General features: G+C 70.3%; 20 protein-coding genes. 14 read left to right on the top strand and 6 right to left on the bottom strand.

Features of this window, described 5'->3' with window-relative positions:
• Positions 1-136 precede the first annotated feature (136 nt).
• From WME97_RS00800 to WME97_RS00780, 5 genes are all read left to right on the top strand, one after another.
• A complete protein-coding gene (locus tag WME97_RS00800; protein WP_437548655.1) occupies positions 137-391 on the top strand; it encodes a YdeI/OmpD-associated family protein in 255 nt (84 codons plus the stop codon).
• Positions 388-1,008, top strand: coding sequence for a hypothetical protein (locus WME97_RS00795; protein WP_437548653.1), 621 nt, complete (start codon positions 388-390; stop codon positions 1,006-1,008). The genes WME97_RS00800 and WME97_RS00795 overlap by 4 nt, the downstream gene beginning before the upstream one ends.
• 33 nt (positions 1,009-1,041) lie before the next feature.
• Positions 1,042-1,464, top strand: a complete 423-nt coding sequence (locus WME97_RS00790) for a hypothetical protein (protein ID WP_437548651.1) — start codon at positions 1,042-1,044, stop codon at positions 1,462-1,464.
• Positions 1,465-1,552: 88 nt separating this feature from the next.
• On the top strand, positions 1,553-2,665 hold the full coding sequence (locus WME97_RS00785) for a hypothetical protein (protein ID WP_437548649.1): 1,113 nt from the start codon (positions 1,553-1,555) through the stop codon (positions 2,663-2,665).
• A gap of 48 nt (positions 2,666-2,713) precedes the next feature.
• The gene (locus tag WME97_RS00780; RefSeq protein WP_437548647.1) at positions 2,714-4,606 is read left to right on the top strand and encodes a hypothetical protein; all 1,893 of its coding nucleotides are present in this window, start codon (positions 2,714-2,716) and stop codon (positions 4,604-4,606) included.
• 45 nt (positions 4,607-4,651) lie between these two features.
• Here WME97_RS00780 and WME97_RS00775 read toward each other — a convergent pair whose 3' ends face one another.
• Positions 4,652-5,056, bottom strand: a complete 405-nt coding sequence (locus WME97_RS00775) for a hypothetical protein (RefSeq protein ID WP_437548645.1) — start codon at positions 5,054-5,056, stop codon at positions 4,652-4,654.
• A 283-nt stretch (positions 5,057-5,339) separates the two neighbouring features.
• The gene (locus tag WME97_RS00770; RefSeq protein ID WP_437548644.1) at positions 5,340-6,356 is read right to left on the bottom strand and encodes a zinc-binding alcohol dehydrogenase family protein; all 1,017 of its coding nucleotides are present in this window, start codon (positions 6,354-6,356) and stop codon (positions 5,340-5,342) included.
• A gap of 211 nt (positions 6,357-6,567) precedes the next feature.
• Between WME97_RS00770 and WME97_RS00765 the strand changes: the two genes are divergently transcribed.
• Positions 6,568-7,800, top strand: a complete 1,233-nt coding sequence (locus WME97_RS00765; RefSeq protein ID WP_437548642.1) for a hypothetical protein — start codon at positions 6,568-6,570, stop codon at positions 7,798-7,800.
• A gap of 216 nt (positions 7,801-8,016) precedes the next feature.
• Here the strand turns inward: WME97_RS00765 and WME97_RS00760 are convergent, their stop codons facing one another.
• Both WME97_RS00760 and WME97_RS00755 read right to left on the bottom strand, forming a co-directional pair.
• On the bottom strand, positions 8,017-8,904 hold the full coding sequence (locus WME97_RS00760; RefSeq protein ID WP_437548640.1) for a restriction endonuclease: 888 nt from the start codon (positions 8,902-8,904) through the stop codon (positions 8,017-8,019).
• Positions 8,873-9,172 carry a sigma factor gene (locus tag WME97_RS00755; RefSeq protein ID WP_437555678.1) on the bottom strand — a complete coding sequence of 100 codons (300 nt, stop codon included), beginning with the start codon at positions 9,170-9,172 and terminating at the stop codon, positions 8,873-8,875. Before WME97_RS00755 ends, WME97_RS00760 begins: the two co-directional genes overlap by 32 nt.
• Before the next feature lie 573 nt (positions 9,173-9,745).
• Here WME97_RS00755 and WME97_RS00750 point away from each other — a divergent pair.
• From WME97_RS00750 to WME97_RS00735, 4 genes are all read left to right on the top strand, one after another.
• The gene (locus tag WME97_RS00750; protein WP_437548638.1) at positions 9,746-9,877 is read left to right on the top strand and encodes a hypothetical protein; all 132 of its coding nucleotides are present in this window, start codon (positions 9,746-9,748) and stop codon (positions 9,875-9,877) included.
• A 56-nt stretch (positions 9,878-9,933) separates the two neighbouring features.
• On the top strand, positions 9,934-10,602 hold the full coding sequence (locus tag WME97_RS00745) for a hypothetical protein (protein WP_437548637.1): 669 nt from the start codon (positions 9,934-9,936) through the stop codon (positions 10,600-10,602).
• Positions 10,584-11,204, top strand: coding sequence for an RNA polymerase sigma factor (locus WME97_RS00740; RefSeq protein ID WP_437548635.1), 621 nt, complete (start codon positions 10,584-10,586; stop codon positions 11,202-11,204). Before WME97_RS00745 ends, WME97_RS00740 begins: the two co-directional genes overlap by 19 nt.
• 171 nt (positions 11,205-11,375) lie before the next feature.
• The gene (locus WME97_RS00735; RefSeq protein ID WP_437548633.1) at positions 11,376-11,696 is read left to right on the top strand and encodes a hypothetical protein; all 321 of its coding nucleotides are present in this window, start codon (positions 11,376-11,378) and stop codon (positions 11,694-11,696) included.
• A 146-nt stretch (positions 11,697-11,842) separates the two neighbouring features.
• Here WME97_RS00735 and WME97_RS00730 read toward each other — a convergent pair whose 3' ends face one another.
• Positions 11,843-12,352: an RDD family protein gene (locus WME97_RS00730; RefSeq protein WP_437548632.1), complete on the bottom strand. Its 510-nt coding sequence runs from the start codon at positions 12,350-12,352 to the stop codon at positions 11,843-11,845.
• A gap of 331 nt (positions 12,353-12,683) precedes the next feature.
• Positions 12,684-14,798, bottom strand: coding sequence for an FG-GAP repeat domain-containing protein (locus WME97_RS00725; protein ID WP_437548630.1), 2,115 nt, complete (start codon positions 14,796-14,798; stop codon positions 12,684-12,686).
• Positions 14,799-15,093: 295 nt separating this feature from the next.
• Here WME97_RS00725 and WME97_RS00720 point away from each other — a divergent pair, with 295 nt between their 5' ends.
• The 4 genes from WME97_RS00720 to WME97_RS00705 all read left to right on the top strand — a co-directional run bounded on the left by WME97_RS00720 (position 15,094) and on the right by WME97_RS00705 (position 21,530).
• Positions 15,094-16,713, top strand: a complete 1,620-nt coding sequence (locus tag WME97_RS00720; RefSeq protein WP_437548628.1) for a DUF1552 domain-containing protein — start codon at positions 15,094-15,096, stop codon at positions 16,711-16,713.
• 236 nt (positions 16,714-16,949) lie between these two features.
• Complete coding sequence (locus WME97_RS00715; RefSeq protein ID WP_437548626.1) at positions 16,950-17,813, top strand: DUF6209 family protein; 864 nt, start codon at positions 16,950-16,952, stop codon at positions 17,811-17,813.
• 55 nt (positions 17,814-17,868) lie between these two features.
• On the top strand, positions 17,869-19,917 hold the full coding sequence (metG, locus tag WME97_RS00710) for a methionine--tRNA ligase (RefSeq protein WP_437548625.1): 2,049 nt from the start codon (positions 17,869-17,871) through the stop codon (positions 19,915-19,917).
• 206 nt (positions 19,918-20,123) lie between these two features.
• Positions 20,124-21,530, top strand: coding sequence for a hypothetical protein (locus WME97_RS00705; RefSeq protein WP_437548623.1), 1,407 nt, complete (start codon positions 20,124-20,126; stop codon positions 21,528-21,530).
• Positions 21,531-21,705 lie beyond the last annotated feature (175 nt).

Below are 21,705 nucleotides of genomic sequence, written 5' to 3'. Positions count from 1 at the left end.
CGCCCCACGGCGGTGAAAGTTTCATCGACCACGAGGGCCGCGCCCAGCCCGTGATCGCCCGGGGCGAGCCCCGAGCGGCGAGGGGCACGGCCCTCCGCTTCACCTCCACGCCGTGCATCGGTATAACGAGGAAGCCATGAGCGCCGACCCGTCAGGCCTGAGACGGCCCAGGCACCCGATCCCCGACTTCGTCAAGACCGCGCTGAACGAGCGTGGCCTGATGAATGCTTACAGGGCGCGCCCTGCCTACCAGCAGAACGATTATGTCGGGTGGATCAATCAAGCGAAGCGGCAGGAGACCAGGGAGAAGCGCCTCCGCCAGATGCTGGATGAGCTTGAAGCCGGCGGTGTTTACATGAACATGAAGCATCCGGCATCGGAGAAGACGTGAGCTATCCCGCGGAAGGGAACAGCGAGTCCATGTTGGCCTATGTGTTCTGGCACTGGAGGCAACCGCAGGCCGCCGCGGGCGAGTACGAGCGCCGGCAGCGCGCCTTCCACGCGGCGCTCGCCCGAGCGCCCGCGCCGGACTTTCTCCGGTCGTTCAGCGTCGGGCTCTCCGGGGCCCCGTGGGCGGCCGGCGGCGGCGACGTCTACGAGGACTGGTACCTCGTGCACGATTTCGGTGCGCTCGGCGCCTTGAACGAGGCCGCGGTCTCCGCCAGCCGCTCGGCGCCGCACGACGCGGCGGCCGCGGTCGCCGGCGGCGGGGCCGGGGGCCTGTATCGCCTGCGGGGCGGGGTTGCGCTGAACGCGCCCGGCTACGCCCACTGGTTCGGCAAGCCCGACGGCGTGTCCTACGGTGAGCTGTTCGCCCGGCTCACGCCGATCCTGGAGCAAGCGAGCGCCGGCCTGTGGATGCGCCAGATGGTGCTCGGGCCCGGCCGGGAGTTCTGCTTGCACGCGGCGACCTCCGTATCGCTGCCCGCGCCGTTCGATGCGCTCGTCCTCCCGCTCCGGCCAGCCTGGCCGGCGCTCGACGACACGGGCATGACTCCGGCGCGCTGAGGCCCGCGCCTCACGGCACCCGCCCGCTCTATCATGGAGATCGACCTCGCGTTCGTCCCCGGCTTCTCCGCGTCGCTCGCCGGCTGGGAGGCCACGCTGCGCGTGAGCGGCCATGGCGCGGTGAGGTGCCACTGGATCGGGCCGTCGGGCCCCGAGGAGCGAACCGGGACACGCCACGATCTCTCGCTGACCCCGGAAGCCTTCGAGAGGCTCAGCGGCGCGCTCAGCGAGCTCCCCGAGGAGCTCCAGCGGTGGGCGCTCGACGACGCTCCTGTCCGGCGCATCCGGTGCCGCGCCGGAGATGGGCTCATCGAACGTCGCCGGTCGGTATCGAGGCGGGCCGCGACGCCGCTCGAGGCGGCGTTCGATCGCGTCTGGCTCGAGCTCTTCTCCCTCGTGCGGCCGGCCCTTGTCGACCTCGGCATGCCCGAGTCGCTCGTCGCGCTGGCCCGCTGATACGACAGCGCCCGACAGCAGCGAACAGCACGAGCGCTCCGAGGGAGGCTTGCCGACGTGCTCCCGCGTTCCGTGTACACTATGCGCCATGAACCGCTTCCTGCTGATGAGTGTGCTTGCTTTGTCCGCGTGTAGCCCCGAAGCTCGGGACTTCGCTCCTGGGAGCTCCGACGCCGCGAGCTCGGGGACCTCCGGCGGGGGCGGAGGCGTCGCCGTGGCCGCGGCGGGGACCGGAGGCGACGACGCGCCCGGCTGCCAGGATGGCCTGTCCTTCTGCGGCGGCGCCTGCGCGGACAAGACCTCCGATCCGGAGCACTGCGGCGCTTGCGGCCATTATTGCCTGGGAGCGCCGTGCGTGGCGTCGCGCTGCCAGCCCCTCCTCCTGGCGTCGGGCGGCGTCGAGCCGACGGACATCGTGGTCGACGACACCACGGCGTACTGGGTCGATCCCGTCGCTCGACAGGTGATGACGGTGCCTGTCCGCGGCGGCAATGCGGAGTTCCTCTTCATGGGAGACCCCCCCTTCGCCCCCCAGAGCATCACGCTCGACCCCTCCGGCCAGATCTATTTCACCGACTCAGGCCTCGAGATCATCATGATGGCGACGTACGAGGGCGATTCCACGATCCTCGCGGACGGACAGACATACCCCATGGGCATCGCGGTCGACGCCGAGAACGTCTACTGGACGAGCGCCGACCAGGGCACCGTCATGAAGGTGCCCGTCGCGGGAGGCGCCCCGGTCGCGCTCGCGGAGGGGCAAGACTCGCCGCTCGGCATCGCGGTCGACGCGACCCACGTCTACTGGGTGAACGAAGGAGGCACGGTGATGAAGGTGCCTGTCGCGGGCGGCGCCCCCAGCGCGATCGCGGACGGGCAGGTCAAGCCGCAGGACATCGCCGTGGACGCCGCCGCCGTCTACTGGACCAATGACGGAGGCACCGTGATGAAGGCTCCGCTCGAGGGCGGCCCCCCCTTCGCGCTCGCGGAGGGGCAGCGCAACCCGCGGAAGCTCGCGATCGACGCCGAGAGCGTCTACTGGACGAACGACGACGGCACCGTGAAGAAGGTGCCCATCGGAGGCGGCGATCCCGAGACGCTCGCGACGGGGCAAGATCATCCGCTGGGCATCACCGTGGACGCGACAAGCGTCTACTGGACGAACAGCGCCGCAGGTACGGTGATGAAGCTCCCGAAGTGACACCCCGCTTGCCAGGGGCCCGGTTCGAGCGCGACGATCGGCGCCGCCATGAAGCGCGCCGCCCTCCTCCCGATCGCCCTCCTCACCGCGTGCGCCGGCCCCTCGGCTCCCCAGCGTGCTCCCGTCGCGCCGCTGCCCGCGGCGCCGCGCCCCGCCGTCGCCGCGCCCGCGGTCGTGGCGGCGCAGCCCGCGAGCGCGCCGGCAGAGCTCACCTTCGTGCTGAGGATCGCCCATCCGAAGCGGACCTGGGCCAACGCCGCGCAGCTCGTGCCGAGCAGCGCGCTCGTGTTCACCATGGGCTCGACGGAACCCACGAGCGTGCTCGAGGGAGCGGTGGGCCCGGACCTCGCCGGGATCGTCGATCTCGACAGGCCGATCGACGTCGCCTTCCTGGGCACCACGGGCGCTCACGCCGTTGCCTCCCTGTCGGTCGCGGAGCAGGAGGTGCCGCGGCTGGCCGATCGCTTCGTGCTCAAGGAGCTCGAGGAGCACCCGGGCCTGTTGCGCGTCGAGCGCGCGCGTGACGCCGATCCCGACGAGGAGGCGCCGCCCTGGGCCTGCGCCTTCGATCCGGGCGAGCGGCGGGACGGCGCGCGCCTGCTCTGCGGCGAGGACGTGGAGGACATCGAGGCCGCCGCGGCCTACCTCGTCCAGGTCGTGGCCCGGGAGCCGCTCGACGCGGACGCGCGGATCGAGCTCTCGGATCGGACCCTCCGCCAGGCCGTGGAGGAGGCGAGCGCCGCGGGCGACGCGGACGAGGACGACGGCCGCGCCGGGGCGCTGGGCGAGGAGCTCGCCGCGGGGTTCCTGCGCGACATCGAGCGGTTGAACGTCGACCTCACGTGGGGCCGCGCGGACGTCGAGGTCGGCCTCACGCTGCGCTTCGCGGGCCGGCGCTCGCCCCTCACGCTGGCCCTCGCGCCGGCCACGGCGCAGGACGCCGCGCCGCCGCCGGCGTTCTTCCGCCTCCCGGCCGACACGGCGGTCGCCTTCCACACGCAGGGCGCGTCGCGCGCCGAGCTCACCCCGCTGCGGGAGGCCGTCTTCAAGGCGCTGCGCGACGACATGATCGACGACGGCTACGACGGGCCGCGGCTCGATCAGGTCCTCGCTCGCCTCGAGACCCTGGCCCTCACGGGCGGCCCCCTCGTCGTCGGCGCGGGCGTAAACGGCGCGGCGGCGGAGAAGGCGCTCGCGGCCTACCAGCGCGACAAGGGCGCGCCGCGCGCGCGAAAGGCGGCGCGCCTCGCGCTCCAGGGGTGGGTGCTGGCCTCGGTCGAGGAGCCGGCGCAAACCTGGATCTCGGGGGTGAAGGAGCTCCTCCAGCGCGGCGATGAGCTCGACAGGTTCAAGAGGAGCGCGCCGAAGGACGGAAACACCGCTCAGGCCTCGGGCAAGCCGAAGAAGGACGACGAGGACAAGCAGAGCACGACGCACGCGATCGTCCGCGCGCCCGCCTCGCTGCCCGCGGGGACGCTCCACGTCGAGCTCCGCTCCAAGCCGCTCACGAAGGACGCCCCGCCCGCGCACACGACCCACCTCTATGTCGTCCCCGCCGGCCAGCGGACGTGGCTCGGGATCAGCGAGGACGACGCCGCCCTTGTGGCTCGGCTGCGCGTCGCGGTGGATCCGGGGCGCGACGAGGGCACGCTCGGCGCGGCGCCGGACATGGAGGTGCTGCGGAGGCGCGGGACGCTGGCCGGCGGGCTCTTCTCGCTGGTCGGCTTGACGCTGCTCGCGGCGAACGGCGACACGCCCGAGGCGCTGGACGAGGCCGCCAGGGATCTCGCCGCGCTCGCGGCGCTGCCGGCGCGCGGCGGGGTCGCCGTCCCGCTCGCCGTCACCTCCGAGGTGCTCGGATCCGGCGCGGCCCGCGTCGACGTCCGCGTGCGGCTGACCCACGCCGGGATCCAGGACGCGATCGCGCTCCTCGCCCGCTGACGTCGACCCACGGCGCGAGAGGCACGGACCGCGCTCGAGGCAGCGTCACATCGAGATGTTGATCGTGGGCGACTGGCTCGTCGTCCAGTCGCTGACGCCCGGGAAGTAGGTCGTCTCCTCGTCGCCGCCCCGGGTCGTGTGGATCTGATACCGGCGATTCGCTCCGCAGTTGAAGAGCGCCCCATAGACGACCGATTTCGTCTGACCGGCGCCGACCGACTCGGACGAGGTCTTCGCGAGCTTGTCCCACGTGCCGCCGGACACCTTCACCTTGCTCTCGTCCCAGTCGACCGTGAACGGCCGACTGCCGGAGTTGTGCACGCGCACCGTGATCTGGCAGCCGGCCACCGCGTCGTTCGGCGCGCTCGCGGCGATCGCGGCGCCGATGGGCAACGCGAGGGCAGCGGCGATCAAGGTCCGGCGAATGAGCACATGTCGTTCGAACATCATGGCGAGTTCTCCTGGGGTGGCGCGGCCGTCGATTCCTCTCGACGGCTCGCTCGCGCAGGGACCTCAGCAACGGGCAGGCCAGAGGCGAACTCGCGCCGAACCGCGAAGATTGAGCCTCGTCTCGGCCGCGCGCCGCCCGCCTCCGCTGCGCGGAGGTGCTCGCGCCGCGCCCTCGGGCGCCTGCACGCGCCGCTGGCCAGGAGCGCCGCGGGTGACACATCGCCACGAGGGTGTCACGTGACACCCTGTGGCAGGTGAGCCAGCGGCCCGGCGCGCCTCGCGGTCAGCCCCACCCCTCCAGCACCAGCTTGCCCACCGCCTGCCCCGACTCGATGCGGGCGTGCGCGGCGCGCAGGTTCGCCGCGCTGATCCGGCCGAAGTGCTCGCGGCGCGTCGTGCGGACCCGCCCCTCGTCGACCCACGCCGCCACGCGCGTGAGGATCGCCCGCTGCGCGGCCATGTCCGCGGTCTCGTAGAGGGACCGCGTGAACATCAGCTCCCACGCGAAGGTCGCGCTCTTCGACATGAGCTTCCCGAGATCGAGCGGCGCCTTCGCCTCGACGATCCCCACGATGCGCCCGCGCGGCGCCACGAGGTCCGCCATCGTGTCCCACCACGCCTCGGTGCTCTGCGTGTTGAAGATGAGCTCCACGTGCTGTATCCCCGCGGCCTCGAGCTGCGGACGGAGCGGCGCCCGGTGGTCGACGAGGACGTCCGCGCCGAGGGAGCGCGCCCACGCCCGGCTCTCCTCGCGCGAGGCGGTCGCGACGACCCGCAGCCCTGCGGCCTTGGCGAGCTGCACCACCATCGAGCCCACGCCGCCGGCGCCGCCGAGGACGAGCACGGCGCTCCCCGCGTCGCGCCCCTCGGGGTCGACGTTGAGGCGCTCGAAGAGCCCCTCCCACGCGGTCAGCGAGGTGAGCGGCAGCGCCGCCGCGTCGGCGAACCCGAGCGACCGCGGCATCGGCGCGGCGATGCGCTCGTCGACGAGGTGCACCTCCGCGTTGCTGCCCGGCCGCGCGATGCTGCCGGCGTAATAGACCTTGTCTCCCGGCCGAAACACGGTGACGTCCGCGCCGACCGACTCGACGATGCCGGCGGCGTCCCAGCCGAGGACGCGCGGCGGGTTCTCGACCCGGGGCTTCGGCGCGCGGACCTTCACGTCGACCGGGTTCACGGCCACCGCGCACACCCGCACGCGCAGATCGCGCGGCCTCGGCGCCGGCTCCGGCAGCTGGAGATCGAGCAGGCTCTCGGGGTGCTCGATGGGAAGGTAGCGGTGGACTCCTACGGCATGCATGGTGTTGCTCCTCTGCGGGACCGGCAAGAGGCCCCGTCACGCGCCGCAAGGTGACCCTCGGCGGCGCGACGGACAATCCACCTGCGGAGACGAAGATCTGTGAATGCCGTTCACAGATCGCCCGGTCGCAACCTTGCCGCTGCCTCTCTCCGCAGGTTACGTCTGTTACTTCTACGGCATGCGAAGAGGCTTACTCCAGGTTCTCTTGTTCATGAGCGCTGGCCTCGCGTGCCAGCCGGTGCCCTCCGGGTCGGACACGGGCGTCGAGGAGCCGCTCCCTGACGATGGTGACAACCCCAACCCGCTCTGCCCCGGCCCCGTCGAGCCGGACACCAGCGAGGTCGCGGCGCTCTCGCTCCCGGCGCGCACGGTATCGACGCTGTCCGGCGCTTACATCGCGAGCGACCAGCGCTCGACGCGGACGCGCGTGGTCGTGGAGGGCCAGGCCGCGCTGGCGATCGGGCCCGACTATCCGAGCTCCGTGACGATGGCGCTGGATTCGGTCGTCGACCCGCGCTGCTGCTGCAGTCCGATCCCGGGCGCGATCACCATTGACCAGATAGGCGCCATCCAGGGTGCGATCGCCGTCGAGCAGACGGGGCCCACGACGTTCTCCGTCCGCGTGAGCGAGGAGGGGACATCGACCTTCGAGGTCTCGGGCGTGCTCGCGGTGCCGGAGGGCGGCCTCGACGCGTGCTCCGCGTACGACGACACCCGCGAGCTCCCCGTCACGCTGTTGATGACCGTCCAGGCGGCGCGCCCGCGCTGGCAGATCGAGACACCGGCCCACTGCGGCGCGAGCGCCGTCATCCAGTCGAACCGGCCTCTCCCGATCACCACGGCGGCGTTCGACGCGGCGGGCCTGCGCTTCTCTCCACAGAACGTCGAGCGCCCGGCGGTCGACGTGGTGGGGACCGGCGTGGGGCTCCGGGTGCGCGAGGGGGGCGCGCCCTCCGATATCGTCGCGACAGGGGACGGCAGCGTCGTGATCACCGCGGCCGACGGCGGCGCATCGCGCGAGATCTCGGTGATCCCTGCCGCCCGCATCGACGCCATGGACGTGGTGTTCGCGATCCCGGGCGTCGCGGGGGGCGAAAGGGCCCTCGTGGACGGCGAGACGCTCGACGGGTTCCACCGCAGGGGGAACCGGGTGGTCGCCGTGATCTCCGGGCTCGCGTCCGGCGGTGTTCCGCTGTGCAGCGAGGCGAGGACCGAGGATTTCGAGGTGAGGTCCTCCACGCCGGAGGCCTGCGTCGATGGCCAGTTCTGCGAGAGCAGCGAGGTCCCTCGCGGGGTTATGCTGACCCGCTCCGCGGAGGTCATCGCCGACGGGACGTGCGCGGTGCGCGTCGATGCGCCGGCGTTCGCCGGCGGGGCGGGCCTGGGTGCGGAGATCTCCGTGACCCTGAAGGGCACCGAATCGATGATCGATCTCACGCCCTAGGTTTACCGACCGCTCGTCGAGGAGCGGGGTGGGCCTCTTCTCAAGGTCGGCCGGGCGGACGTGGCTGAGCGCGACCAGCGACGCCGTGCCAATGCAGGCAGACGAGGCCCGTCCCGGCCCAACGGCGATCTACGTCGGACCCCGTGGATCTGGCCCCGGGGCATCGCCTGGCGACTGGGAGGGCGAAACTGCCGCGAATCGCCGCGAGGCTAAGGCTCAGGAGTCCGACGAGTCAGGCTTCCGCTTTCTTGGCTCTGTGGTGATGCGCGACGTCCTGGGTTGCCGCTTGAATTCATCAGCCACCTGTTGGAGCTCCGCGTACTCGAAGAAGAATTCCGGTTCGACTTCACCGTTTGGGAAGCACTTGCAGAGCACCCAATCTGCAGGGTTAGTCAAGATGCTCTCGACCTGCATGCCAGCGATGTATGTCGGAATGCATCGCAGGGAAACGACCTGTGACGGTTCAGCACTCATGTAATAGGTAAGGTGCTGCCGGGGAACCACCTCGATGGGTTCGTCCTCCCGCCACGCATTTTTCAGTAGCCATGTGTTGACCACACGATTAAAGAACGCGTTGCCCCCGTCTTCTCTGGTTAGGATGGTCATTCCACCAGGGCTTGCCGGGTGGCGCTCTCCGTTGGCGAGCACAATCTCAGCTTGATCGTAGATGAGCTTCTTCGCTTGTACGATGAAGCGAATCTCTCTGGCGTGCCCTTCCCAATCCTTTTCTTCGACCGGCCTTAGCTCATAGGCATCAATATTCCGATAATGTGCTTCCAGCAGAGCATCTTTCGTGTACCCCATCCTGGACACGAGGATGCCCTTCGTGGCCCCCACGCCATCCACGGCCGTGTAGAAGTTGCCCACCATGCCGATGCTGACCGGTGTTGCTCGGTCCTTTGCCTCCAGGGCGATAAGAGCGCTGGTCGTCTCGTTGCCGACGTGCACAACCACGTCGATCTGACGACGCACACCGCTCTTCGCTTTTAGCCGACGATCCCACTCGATCCGCTGGGCATCTGGGCCGATAGCCTTCTGAACGGCCGCTACCAGGCGCTCGAACGCCTTGCCCTTAGGTTCCTGCTGGGGAGGCGGCTCCGACATCCTGGCGAGCATACCACCGGTCGCGTCCGTTCTGCGATCCGGACACCCGGGACGGCACGCGGAGAGCGCCGATGAAGAGCGTCATCGGATTGGACGTGCATGCCACCAGCACGACATTCGCCGTTCTCAGCGAGAGCGGCAGGCGACTGGGGACCCACGTCGTGGAGGCCAGCCAAAGGAACGTCTCCTGGATGGCGTCCTCGGCGTCGTCATGGGAGACGCAAACGCGCATGGCATACCGGAGCACATCCGTGCGGTACACGCGCATAAGCGCGTCGAGAGTACGCATCTAGCCCTTCTGAAGGGCGCAAATGAGCTCCCCGTCCGTTCGTCCCTCCGGCGACCGCGGGGCCGCTGGCGTGTCCGCCGCCCCTTCGTCTCATCGCATCCTCCTGTACCGGCGCGCCGCGCGGTGGCAACGACCGCAGCGACGGCCTCACACCGGAGGGCTGGCTGGTCGCGGCTCCGCGCGTGAGGGCTGGCGGCGGGGACAGGGGCGAGGTGGGGCCTGGGGAGCATCGCTGCGAGCGCTGGAAATCGTTCGGCCCATGGAGGATTCAGAATTTTTTTCGCCCTGGTGCCGCTTACGGATGCGTCCGATCTTCTCTCACGAAATCGTCACCCATCCACCGGAAGGCCTGGTAGTCTCCGCGCGCTGCTCGTCCGGCCGGTGGCCGCGGCGCCGTCGAGACGAGCGTGCGGTGAAGGCCGTCGCTTGGGCGCGATCTTCCACTTGACACTGCGCCGACCCCCTCGCGCGCACGCGCGCGTGCCACAGGTCGACCCGCCGGGCCAAGAAAGCGGACGACGTCAGTCGCGGGGCGCTGGTAGCCTTCCGGCCATGCCGATCGAACCGCCCGACCCGCTGAACCTCGCCCGCTTCTTCCAGCACTTTCTCGTCTTCGTCGGCCTCGGGACCGCCGTGCTCCCCCGAGCCCTCCAGCGCCCGCGCCGACGCCCTCGGAAGCCGTAGGAGGCGCGAGCGCTCCCGGACACCTCCCGTGCTCTTGGACCGGAGGAGCGCGGTTTTTGGCCCGCAACGAAGCCCCGCATACCGTCGGCGGGGTGATCCCCTCGCTGTACGGCCTTGCCGTCCTGTCGGCGGCCCTGGCCTTGGTCGTCGCGCGACATCGCCCCGAGCACCGCCCGCTCGCATGGCTCCTCGGGTACGGGGTCGCCTCCGACGTCGTGCGCCGGATCGTCCGGCTCTACGTCTTGCAGCCAGCACGGGCCGAGCTCGGGGGAGCCCCTTTCACGGGTTGGGTTCGCGTCGCTGGCCACGTCGAGTCCGCCTTGTTCGTCGGCTGGATGGCCGGGGTGGCGGCGCTCGCGGTGTGGATCTTCGGACGGCGGCGACCGTGGGGCGTGCTCGCGGGCTATGTCGTGGCGGTCGCAGTCCTCGCCGCGGGATACCCGACCTTCCGCGGTGAGCTCCTCGGCAGGGCCTATCTCGCCCTGCAGCTCGCGGCGCTGTGCGTGTCGGTCGGATGCCTGCTCCGGTGGTTCGTCGGGAGGGAGCGGACGAAGGTGCACCACGTCGCTGCGGGCCTGATCATCCTCACAGAACTGTCGATGCTCGCGGGCCCGTACCGCTTCGGCGTCTTCACGACTTGGGATCTCGCGCAGTCGATGCTGATTGCGCTGTACATCACGATCGTTCCTGTCCAGGGGGTGGCGGTATGGCGACGGACGCCGTAGCGTTCACGCTCGCTCAGTTCATCGTCTTTTTCATCGCGATCATCGTTCGCGATCGAGGCTTTGCACCAAAACGCCTCAAGTCCGCCGATCTCGGCATGCAGGCGGGCCTCGTCCGCGCCCTCATCGCACGTTACCTTCGAGGTACCCGGGCGACACGCGAGGATGTCAACGACCTCGCGCAAGACGTCCTCCTCGCCGCGTGGGAGTCCAGCGAAGAGGGCCGCTACCGACCCGACCCGGACGTGCAGCCCGCGGAAGCGCTTCGTGTCTGGCTGCGGGCGCTGGCCTATCATCGCGTCCGCCATCACCTCGAGAGTGCCCGGATGCGGCGCGAGGAGATCGTTGCGGCCCCGCCGCACGCATCACACGAGGCACCGACTCCGGAGCAAGCCCTCGAGCGCGAGGAGATGCGTCGAGCCTTCCTGGAAGCCTTGCACCAGCTACCTGAGCACGAGAGCGCGGTGATCGCGGCTCACGACGTTTTCGAAATGTCGATGGAGGAGGCCGCCGAGCAGCAGGACGCGCCGGTTAGCACGGCCTACAGGTGGCGCGCCCGCGGAATCGCTGCGCTGACCCGGGCGCTCCGCCCGCAGCGCCGGTGAACACCGCCGCTGCGTCGTGGTGGCCTCGCCGTAGGATCCCCCGCCACAAGACGCAGCGGTCGTCGATCCTCCGTCCGAGGTGGCCCTGTCTTCTTCCTTGCGTGCGAAAGCCGCCCAACCTACTTCTTGGTGCGAGAGCCGTCTCCGCTCGAACAGCTCGAGGAGATCTCCATGCCCTGGTATGTCTATTTCGCGTATTTCTTCGGTGGGGCGTTCCTCGCCAATGCGCTCCCCCACTTGATCGCGGGCGTCTCCGGCCAACCGTTGCAGACCCCGTTCGCATCACCGCCGTTCAAGGGGTTGTCGCCGCCGGCGGTGAACGTTGCCTGGGCGCTGGCCAACCTCGCCTTCGCGTACCTCTTGCTTGTGCGCGTCGAAGCCCTCGACCTCCGGAGCTGGTCTGACGTGGGTGTCTGCTTTCTCGGGTTCGGCGCCATGGCCCTCCAGTGCTCACGTTCTCTCGCTCGCATTCGCAAGCAGGCCGTCCCCTGACCTGCCCCGTCGCGAGGCGACGAGAGCACTCGCCGAGAACGCCGTGAGGCCACGGCGAGACGATTGAATTTTCGCGACGGGCACCACGCACGCCGCCGCCCCCCGAAGACACGGTCTGTCCCCACAGGAGCTCGGCGCGCCGGCTCTCAACGTGCGTCGCCAGAGCCGCGCACGAGGATGACGCGGGTCTTCGACAGCCGATCGTGCAGACCCACGGGCGCGCCGCCCCGCCGCGTTAGAAACGTGAACGCCTCGAAGGGGATGAACCGGCACAGGGTGCGGATCGCGATCCGACCGAGGCCGGCGCGACTGCCGTCCTCCATCACGACCCGCGTGCCCGTGACGAGCTTGCCCAGCGTGGCGCCGAAGATCGCCTCGGTCGAGGCATAATACGCGAACATCATCACGAGGCCGAGCAACGTATCGTTGGCCTGCTCGAACACCTCGGCGGCTCCGACGAGCCCGAAGATCACGCCCACGAGGAACGTGAACAGCATCAATCCCATGTAATCGACGACGAGGTTCACGAGCCGCCTGTCGCCGCTCGCGAGCCGCAACCGCGAGCGCTCCTCCGGTCGCAGCGCCGCGGACGCGTCTGCCTTGGGTGCTTCGTAGGGGTTGTAGCTCTCGGCGGGCTGGGCGGTCGGAGAACTCATGAGACCTCTCGATGCGGGTTGGGTGACGTCGCGGCGCAGCGCTCGAAGGCAGGTTGCCCCCGGAGTCGACGCGCCCATACGCATGCTACGCCCCGCAGGCGGCGGCGTGAAGACAGCCCCTTCGACCCGGCGATGAAGGAACGATCAAACCGGACACGCTTTTCGGAGTGTGGACGGATCGCAAGGGCGACCGGTGGTGCGGCGCCGGATCGAGCTCACCGCCGAGCACGAGATCGACGCTCCCCGTTGCCTTCGCGTTCTACACGGCGCCCCGGCCCGCGGAGAGCACGAGCTCGTCGGCCTCGCGGAGGGAAGCAGCCAGCCTGCGGCTTCAGAGATTGATGACCAGCACGGTCACGGCTTCGCCGTCGTCGTACACGACGTCGGGCCTTTCGTCCCCGTTGAGGTCGCCGACACCGAGAGACAGGCCCTCCCGGCTGTTCGCCTCGTCGAAGGTGTGATCTTCGCCGAACGCCGTCCCCTCGCTCACGACCAGGTGGATCACGCCGTCCATGGCCCAGTTCGCGACGACATCGTCTCTCCCGTCGCCGGTGAAGTCGGCCATCGCGGTCCTGGCATGGTGATTCGCCGACACCTGGTGCTCGGGCCCCTGAGTGAAGCCACCCGCGCCGTCGCCGACGAGCACGCGCAGCCTCCCGTCGAGCATGGCCACGACCAGGTCCTGGTCGCCATTGCCGTCGAAGTCCCCGACGGACACCGACGATGCCTTGGAAGGCATCGCGAAGGAGGTCGGTGAATCGAGGCCCCCCGCCCCGTCGCCGAGCCAGACGCTGACCTTCCTCTGGTCCCAGTGGGCCGCCGCCAGATCCTCGTTGCCGTCGGCGTCGAAGTCCCCCACGGCGAGCGCAACCGGAGAGTCGGCGGGCACCGTCGCTGCCGCCACGAACCCGCCCGCGCCGTCCCCCAGGAAAATGGTCACCTCGGAAGCACCGCCGGATGCGAGATCTTGATGCCCATCCCCGTCGAAATCCGCGGTCGCCAGACAGAGCGCGCTCGCCGGATCGATCTCGACCGCGGGCAGAAACGTCGCTCCCGGCCCCCCCACGGCGAGCGACAGGCCCCACACCTCCGCCGCGACGTCGGGATCGCCATCCTCGTTGAAGTCGGCGACGACCGCCGCGGCGTAGTAATCCCTGGGCGGCAGCGCCCAGACGGGCTCTTCCAGCCGCCCCGTCCCCTTGCCGCGCATCACGCCCAGCCCCTCGCCCGAGCCCCCGCCGACATTGCCGAGGATGACGTCGGCGCGGCCGTCCTGATCGGCGTCGCGGACGAAGATCTCGGTCAGGCTGCCGCCCTCGAGGGGCTCGGAGACGCGGACCTTCTTGACCGAGCAGACCGCGTTCAGCGGCGATTGGCTCGGGTTCGGGACGAGGCGACAGGTATCCTCGGCGTCGTAGATACCGTCGCCATCCTCGTCGAAGAACCTGTCGATGTCCGGCACCTCGGCGGTCGAGCCCAGCTCCTCGAGCCGCTCGCCCAGGAGATCCTTCACTTCATAGCGATCCAGCGCCGAGGCCGCGCCGGCGAGCTCAGCGACGAGCGCGGGGTCGAGCGCGCCGTCGCTCGCCAGATCGAGCGAGAGCTGATTCACGAGCTCCTGCATCGTCGCGTCGACAGAGCCGTGCTCACCCGCCTCGAGGAGGGCTGCCTTGAGCACCACGGCGCCGACGGCGAGGAGGTACGCATTGGCGTCGCCGTCGCCCCCGAGAGCGTTCATCTCGACGCCGCCCGCGTGGGGGTCGAAGCCTGCCGGGCCGATGCCGAGCGCTGCGCGGAGCTCACCCTCTGCCTGCTCGACCGCAGCCGCGAGATCCCCGCTGCCCTCGGCGAGCCGCCTGGCCCGCTCGTAGCCGAGGTGCGTGATCAGGTTGACGTACGCGGTCTGCTCCGGCGCATCGCCGGCAACGTCGAACAGCGCGCGCAGCGTCAGCGGGGCGCCCGAGAGGCGGCCGGTGACCTCGTTGTAATAGAACCCTTCGCTCACGATCGAGACCGGACCGGGGTGAGCGAGAGCCACTTCAAAATGTCCAAGGTCGTCGCCCGTCGCCGTGATGAACGTCTGTCCCGTCGGGGTCAGGTCATGACCGAGGACCGAGATCACCACCGACGAGCCGACCACGAACGGCCCTTTCTCGACGGCTCCCGTGAGCTGCACGGGCCCCGCGCCGCCCGTCCCTCCCCCGGTCGCGCTGCTGCTCGCGCCCGCGCCGCCCGTCCCTCCCCCGGTCGCGCTGCTGCTCGCGCCCGCGCCACCCGTCCCTCCCCCGGTCGCGCTGCTGCTCGCGCCCACGCCGCCTGCCCCCGTACCGCCGGCGGGCGAGCCCGTCGTCCCGCCCGCCTCCGGGCTGGAGGGCGCTGTTTCCCCACCGCATGCGCCCAGCAACGCAGAGACGGCAACCGCAAACAGGGCGCGATTCGACCTCATCGTCATGCTCTCAACCTAGCATCGCAAGCAGCGAAGCGTCGCGCTGGCCGCCAGTTACCGCCGCCCCCCGCCGCGCGACGAGCTCTTTCCCGGCGTCGCTGTCGCCCGTGACGCGCGGGGCATCCTTCCGCGCGAAGAACGCTCCCGGCCGAGCGAAATCCAAATAGGTTCACGAGTCCGCGGGCATTGTAGGGCTGACGGAGAGGTGGCGAACGCGGGCATCCGGAGGGCGTTCCGGGTGTCAACCGTGCGTCCAATCCATTGAGGCAGGAAAAGTACGACCATGACAAAGCGCGTGAGCCGAAGAATTTTCCTCCGGGGGCTGGGCGGAGCTTGCGTCGCGGCGCCGTTCCTCGGCTCGATCCTCGACCGCTCCGTGATGGCGCAGCCGGCCACACCGCCGAAGCGGCTGATCGTGATGTACACACACTATGGCTGCATCACGACGCGGTGGTTCCCGAAGAAGTCCCACGGCCCGCTCACCGCCGCGGACCTCGAGTCGACGACGCTCAAGCACCTCGCGCCTTACGTCGACAAGCTCATCATGCCCCGAGGCATCCGCGCGATGAACGAGTGGACGGCGACGATGGTTCGGGGGCAGGGGAACGATGAAAACACGCAGGTGAACGGGTCGTACTTCACTTGCCACCCGGTCACTCCCAACAGCAACGACCCGTTCAGCTTCAACACGGCGACGAAGTTCTACGCCATGCCGACCGGTCCCTCGCTGGACCACGTCATCGCACGACAGCTCAGCCCGCAAGGAACTCCGTTGCTCATGAACACGATCGGTGGGAATGACAACTCTCAGTCGGCGATCTCCTACTCCGCCGCCGAGACCCTCTTCAAGGGCCTCGACGCGCAGCAGGCCTTCAGCAGCCTCACGGGCCTCTTCGAGGCGGGGAAGCCGACGTCTCCGGACACCTACGCGGCGATGCGCGGCAAGAGCATCCTCGACATCGTGAGGGAGGATCTGCAGACGCTCGAGCGGTTCGACATGAGCCGTTCCGACAAGCAGAAGCTCGCAGCCTGGAAGGAGCTCCTCCACGCGACAGGAAACGTTGTGGTCCCTTCGCAGTGCAACACGTCCCTCGCCACGGCGCTCGGCGTGACGCAAGAAAACATCGACCTGACGAGCACGGTCTCGTACTCCGAGAAGCTGACGCAGCGAATCTCGGACAGCCTGGACGGAGCCGACCTCTATTCGAACCTCGCCGTGCTCGCGGCGGCCTGCAACGCGAACCCCGTCATCTTCCTGAAGTACCCCGCGGCTTACAGCTTCAAGGGGCTCGGCCTGACGCAAGAGGCCGCCGGTCTCGCGAGTCGCCTGGACCACGCGGGCATGACGGGCACCTGCGTTCCCGGTGTGATCGACATGATCCTCACGATCGACGACTACTATGCGAGGAAGTTCGCCCACCTCGTCGGGCAGCTGAACGGTATCGACGAGGGCGACGGGACGCTCCTCGACAGCTGCGCGGCCGTCTGGTTCCAGGACGCGTCGGACGGCTGCGCCCGCAACCTCAACAACCTGCCGATCATCCAGGCCGGCAGCGCCGGCGGCTATTTCAAGACCGGCTGGGCCGTGAACGTCGATGACGGCTCGCCCGATCTCACGACCGGCAACAGCGAGATCACGTGTGCCGACGGCACGTCGGACCGGGTCGACGCGATCTCCCAGGAGACGGGGACCGATCCGTCGCTCGCCAACGCGCCGATCAACAAGTACTTCTGCAGCCTGATGAACGCCCTCGGGGTCAAGGCGGGCGCGGATGGTTTCCCGGCGCCGGGCGGTTCGGCGCCGGTGACCCACTTCGGCATGTACGACCGGACGGAAGACTTCATCGGTGGCGGGACCAATCCCCCCACCATCCACGATCCAGGCGAGTTCGCCGCGCTCCGGGCGAACTCCTGAGCGGTCTCGTCCCCAGGCCTGTCGCGCGCCGGCGGCGAGCTCCCCAGGCCCGGGGCTTGACAGCTGGGCCCGGTCCGGGTCCCTGCCGTCCGAGGGGACGCGATCCGCCGTCACGCCCCCCTGAAACCGCACCGCGCGATCAACCGGCGCGCGATCGGCCTTCACGCCGGCCGAAACGTCGTCCCGCTTGCATCGGCTGCCCGTTCCTGGCTACGCGTCCATGCAAGGAGGGTCCCATGGCAACGACCGCTGTTCTCCAGTTCCTGCCTGACTGGCAGCACGCGCAGCAGGGTCCGATCGAGCGCGGGGGGAAGCTCAGGATCGAGTATGAGCTGAGCCGCCTGTCGCGCTGCTTCACGACGTGGCGCGGCGCCGAGATCGGCGACATCACCGCCTACGTCCGCTTTCACCCGCGGGGCGCGATCGTGCAAGGGAGCGTCGTCGAGGAGGTGCGGGCCCCGGGGAACCCGCCCGGGCACGTCGTCGCGCACAGGCCCGCGGCCCTGGAGATCTCGGTGCCCGACGACGCGACCCAGGCGGAGATCTGGTTCCACGGTTTCTCTCAGACCAGCCGCCGGTGCGAGGCGTGGGACACGCGCTTCGGCGACAACTACTGGTTCGACGTGGGGGGCCCGCCGCCGCGGATCCCGGCGCAGCCGGTCCTCTACCGCGCGGGGGCGCAGCGGCGCCCCGACATCACGAACGTCCGGGCCTTTCGGGTCTCGAAGGTCTACGCGTTCCCGAGGCCCGCGCAGGGGCCGATCGCGGGGACAGACATCCAGATTCACCTGGACCTCGACGCGTGGGTCAGCCATTCGGCGTGGGGCGCCAGCGCATGGATCGATGTCCACGTGTTCGACGGCCACGACGCGCTCGTCCACGCCGAGACGATCCCGCTTTCGTATACCGGGTGGGGCCCGAACCAGCAGTTCAGCTTCGCCGGCAAGATTTTCCAGGGATCCACCGCGACGCCCGGCTCGGTGTCACCACGGCCGGACGCGCGCAGGGTGCAGCTCCGGCTCTATTACGAGATCGACGGCCAGGTGTTCACGGATGGAGTCCTGCACCAGGCCGAGCTCCCCGAGGACGCGCTGCTCTGATCGGCGCCGCGCCGGCTCGCCGCGGGAGAGCGCCCCATGCTAAGAGGGCGTTGCCATGGCGAGCCGCTTCTACGTCACGACGCCCATCTATTACATCAACGACGTCCCGCACCTCGGCACCGCCTACACGACGATCGCCGCGGATGTGCTGTGCCGCTACCACCGGCTGCGCGGCCACGAGAGCCGCATGCTCACCGGCACGGACGAGCACGGCCTCAAGATCCAGCGCGCCGCCGAGGCGCGCGGCGTCGCGCCGGGCGCGCACGCCGACGAGATCGCCGCCGTCTTCCGCGCCACGTGGCCGAAGCTCGGCTGCGCTCCCGACGACTTCATCCGCACGAGCGAGCCGCGCCACAAGAAGGCCGTGCAGGAGCTGTGGAGCCGGATCAAGGCGCGCGGGGACATCTACCTCGGCCACTACGAGGGGCTCTACTGCGTCGGGTGCGAGGCCTACTACACCGAGAAGGACCTGGAGCAGCCCGGGAACGTCTGCCCGCTGCACAAGAAGCCCGCCGAGAGCGTCAAGGAAGAGAGCTACTTCTTCCGCCTGTCCAGGTACGGAGACGCGCTGCTCGATTACTACAAGCGCAACCCGACCTTCGTGCAGCCGGCGAGCCGACTGAACGAGGTGGTGAGCTTCGTGCGCGAGGGGCTCCAGGATCTGTCGGTCTCCCGCACCACGTTCGAATGGGGCATCCCCGTCCCCGACGACCCGAAGCACGTCATGTACGTCTGGTTCGACGCGCTGGCGAACTACATGACCGCCCTCCGGGAGCCGGAGGACAACACGCGCTTCTGGCCCGCGGACGTGCACCTCGTCGGCAAGGACATCCTGCGCTTCCACGCCGTCTACTGGCCTGCGTTCCTGCTCTCGGCCGGCTACGGCGAGGCGGAGCTGCCGCGCCAGGTCTTCGCCCACGGGTTCCTCACGTACAGCGGGCAGAAGATGTCGAAGACGCTCCGCAACACCATCAGCCCCGTCGAGGTGGCGTCCGCCCTCTCCGAGGCGGCCGCGGCGGCCCTGCCCGGCAGCCCGGGCGCGGCGGACGTCGGGGTGGACGTGGTGCGGTATTGCCTGATGCGCGCGATCTCGTTCGGTCAGGACGGCGACTTCAGCCTCCAGGACGTGCTGTCGCGGTATGGCTCGGAGCTCGGCAACGCGCTCGGCAACCTGCTGAATCGCGTGCTCCCGTTCGCCGAGGAGGTGCCCGCGAAGGGGGCCTCGGGCCCGCTCGAGGAGGAGCTCGCCGGGGCGCATCGGCAGGCCGCGGCGGCCGCGGCGACGGCGTTCGACGCGAACCAGCCGACGCGCGCGCTCGACGCGATCTGGACGGTGATCGCCGCGGCGAACCTCTACATCGACAAGGCCGCTCCGTGGGTGGCCAAGAAGACGGACCCGGCGCGCCTCGGGACGATCATCGCGACCTTGATCGAGCAGCTCGAGGCGATCAGCGTGATGATCTCCCCCGTGATGCCGGTCGTGGCGGGCAGGATGCGCGAGCAGCTCGGGCTGCCGCCGATCGCGTTCGAGGAGGGCAGCGATCGCTGGCCGATGGCGCTCCCCTCGCGAGCGCCGGGCGAGAAGCTCCGCAGGGGCTCGCCCATCTTCCCGCGCCTCGAGAAGGAGAAAGAGGCCGAGCTGCTCGCCCGGTTCGCCCCGCCGCGGCCGGACGCCGAGCCGGGAAAGGCCGATGCGAAGGCCGCCCCGGAGGCGAAGGCCGCGCCCGCGGCGAGCGGCGGCGCCGAGGTGGCCGCCCCGCCGGCGCGCCAGGGCAAGAGCCCTGTGGCGTTCGACGATTTCGCCCGGCTGGACCTGAGGATCGGTGTGGTCACGAGCGCTGAGCGCGTGAAGAAGAAAGACCGGCTGCTCGATCTGCGCGTCGACACCGGCGACGGCGCTCCTCGGCGCATCATCTCGGGCATCGCGGCGAGCTACGCCCCGGAAGAGCTGGTCGGCAAGCGGGTCGTCGTCATCTGCAACCTGCCGCCGCGCGACTTCGGCAAAGGGCTCGTGTCCGAAGGCATGCTGCTGACCGCCGAGGTCGAAGGGCGAGTCCGCACCATCACGATCGAGGACGCCGCGCCGGGCACGCCTGTGCTCTGATACCGCACGCCGGCACGCGATTCGCAGCGCAGCGACACGAGGGGAGCGAAACACCGGCCTCCCCGGCCGCGCAGCGTGCTCGCGGTCGCCGCGCCGCGATCGTGCTTTGCACGCCGGTGGGCAGGGGACCACCGGGGATGCCGGTCCGCGCGCCGGGGGGCGTGCTAGAACTGGTCGATGCGCGCTTGCCTTGGCACGAGGAGGCGGTGAGCATCTCCCTGCGGGGGCGCGATGCCGTGGCCCTGGCCATGGCGGTCGCGGCGCACGCCGCGATCCTCGTCGCGCCGACGCCGGAGCGGCCTCCGGAGGGCCCTGCCGAGCCGTCCGCGATCGTGGATGGCATCGATTTCGAGCTGGAACCACCGGCGCCCCAGGCCGCAACCGCGGCGCCGGCCGGGGGCGAGCCGGTCGCGGACGAGCCGGAGGCGGCCGGCGAGATCGGCAAGTCCGCGCCGGCCGAGAAGGCGCAGGCGCCCGCGCCGGGCGCCGCGGCGGCCAAGGTCGCCTCGGTGGAGCGCGCGAGGCCGGCGCCGGCCGCCCCCGCCGCCGAGCCGAAGGCGGCGCCTCCGGAGACGGCGCCGCCCGAAGCCGGAGCCGCCGCCCGGCCTGCGGCCGAGGCCCCCGCGCCCGCCGTCGAGGCGCCCGGGGCTCCCGCGCCCACCGCAGAGGCCCCGGCGCCCACCGCAGAGGCCCCGGGGGCCCCGGCGACGGCGCCGCCCGGCGACGAGTACGGCGGGGCACCGCCCGCCGAGGGCGGGGGCATCGCGCTCGCGCCAGGGCTCGGGACGCCCCTCTGGAGCGTGCCCGGCGTGCTCCCCGGCCCCGACGCGCCGCGCGCCGCCCCGACGGCCGCCCCGCGCGCTCGCCCCGTGGATCCGGCGATCGCGGGCACGGTGCTGAACGAGACGCTGCACAGCAAGGACAAGAGCGTGGGGATCAGCGTCCCCGCCGCGGGCGCTGTGGCGAGCACCCTGGCGGACATGGTGCGCTCCTCGGCCGCGCCCCTCGACGCGCGGGCGACCTTCGAGGTCAAGCTCGGCGCCGACGGCCAGGTCCTCGGCGTCCGGCTGGTGAGCGCGTCGGCCGGGGACGGCCCCACGTGGGATCGCATCGTGGACGGGGCCAAGGGCGCGCTCGCGGGGAGCGCGCTGCAGATGGGGCCTGACCGGCAGCCGGTGACCGTGACGGTCAAGGTCCAGTCCAAGGTGCAGTATCCGTCCGGCAGCAAGAAGAAGCCCAAGCCGGAGCTCGTGTGCGCCGAGGAGGTGCTCGAGCAGCTCCAGCTGGCGATGGAGGACCCGAGTCGGCTCGGCCAGCTGCGCGGCCCGGGCGACGGGGCGCCGCCGGCGGGCGACATGGATGAAGAAGAGCGAAAGAGGAGGTTCTGCATCCCTGTCGGGCTCCGCGCCAAGGGCGATCTGTCCGATATCGGGGCGCACAGGATCAACGTGGTCTCGGCGTCGTTCGCTGTGAAGCGCGAGGGCGAGCGCGCCCTGCCGCACGAGGACATCCTGCCGATCGACACGCGCGTTCCGTGGGCGCCCAAGGACCCGAACAAGACGAAGCTCCCGCCGCCCAAGAAGAAGAAGTGGAAGAAGAAGAAGGAGCCTTGAGGGCCCCGGCCCGCTCACTACCCTGACGGGCTGCAGAGAGCTCAGCCGAGCGAGCGCGCGCCCGATCGCGCCTCGCGCTCCGGCGAAGCGCTCGTCGTCGACCCCCTCGGGCGCCACGACGCCAGATCCAGCGACCCGCGGTCTACAACGAGGTTCTTTACCCGCCTCCCTCGTG

It is taken from the genome of Sorangium sp. So ce367 (assembly GCF_051520455.1).
GTDB lineage: Bacteria > Myxococcota_A > Polyangia > Polyangiales > Polyangiaceae > Sorangium > Sorangium cellulosum_B.
This window is presented reverse-complemented; position numbering and strand designations above follow the sequence as displayed.

Bases quoted from the DNA above. Each gene is read 5' to 3' on its own strand.
- WME97_RS00800 (WP_437548655.1), top strand. From the start codon at position 137: ATGAGCGCCGACCCGTCAGGCCTGAGACGGCCCAGGCACCCGATCCCC.
- WME97_RS00790 (WP_437548651.1), top strand. From the start codon at position 1,042: ATGGAGATCGACCTCGCGTTCGTCCCCGGCTTCTCCGCGTCGCTCGCC.
- WME97_RS00785 (WP_437548649.1), top strand. From the start codon at position 1,553: ATGAACCGCTTCCTGCTGATGAGTGTGCTTGCTTTGTCCGCGTGTAGC.
- WME97_RS00780 (WP_437548647.1), top strand. From the start codon at position 2,714: ATGAAGCGCGCCGCCCTCCTCCCGATCGCCCTCCTCACCGCGTGCGCC.
- WME97_RS00775 (WP_437548645.1), bottom strand. From the start codon at position 5,056: ATGATGTTCGAACGACATGTGCTCATTCGCCGGACCTTGATCGCCGCT.
- WME97_RS00770 (WP_437548644.1), bottom strand. From the start codon at position 6,356: ATGCATGCCGTAGGAGTCCACCGCTACCTTCCCATCGAGCACCCCGAG.
- WME97_RS00765 (WP_437548642.1), top strand. From the start codon at position 6,568: ATGAGCGCTGGCCTCGCGTGCCAGCCGGTGCCCTCCGGGTCGGACACG.
- WME97_RS00760 (WP_437548640.1), bottom strand. From the start codon at position 8,904: ATGTCGGAGCCGCCTCCCCAGCAGGAACCTAAGGGCAAGGCGTTCGAG.
- WME97_RS00755 (WP_437555678.1), bottom strand. From the start codon at position 9,172: ATGCGCGTGTACCGCACGGATGTGCTCCGGTATGCCATGCGCGTTTGC.
- WME97_RS00750 (WP_437548638.1), top strand. From the start codon at position 9,746: ATGCCGATCGAACCGCCCGACCCGCTGAACCTCGCCCGCTTCTTCCAG.
- WME97_RS00740 (WP_437548635.1), top strand. From the start codon at position 10,584: ATGGCGACGGACGCCGTAGCGTTCACGCTCGCTCAGTTCATCGTCTTT.
- WME97_RS00735 (WP_437548633.1), top strand. From the start codon at position 11,376: ATGCCCTGGTATGTCTATTTCGCGTATTTCTTCGGTGGGGCGTTCCTC.
- WME97_RS00730 (WP_437548632.1), bottom strand. From the start codon at position 12,352: ATGAGTTCTCCGACCGCCCAGCCCGCCGAGAGCTACAACCCCTACGAA.
- WME97_RS00725 (WP_437548630.1), bottom strand. From the start codon at position 14,798: ATGAGGTCGAATCGCGCCCTGTTTGCGGTTGCCGTCTCTGCGTTGCTG.
- WME97_RS00715 (WP_437548626.1), top strand. From the start codon at position 16,950: ATGGCAACGACCGCTGTTCTCCAGTTCCTGCCTGACTGGCAGCACGCG.
- metG (WP_437548625.1), top strand. From the start codon at position 17,869: ATGGCGAGCCGCTTCTACGTCACGACGCCCATCTATTACATCAACGAC.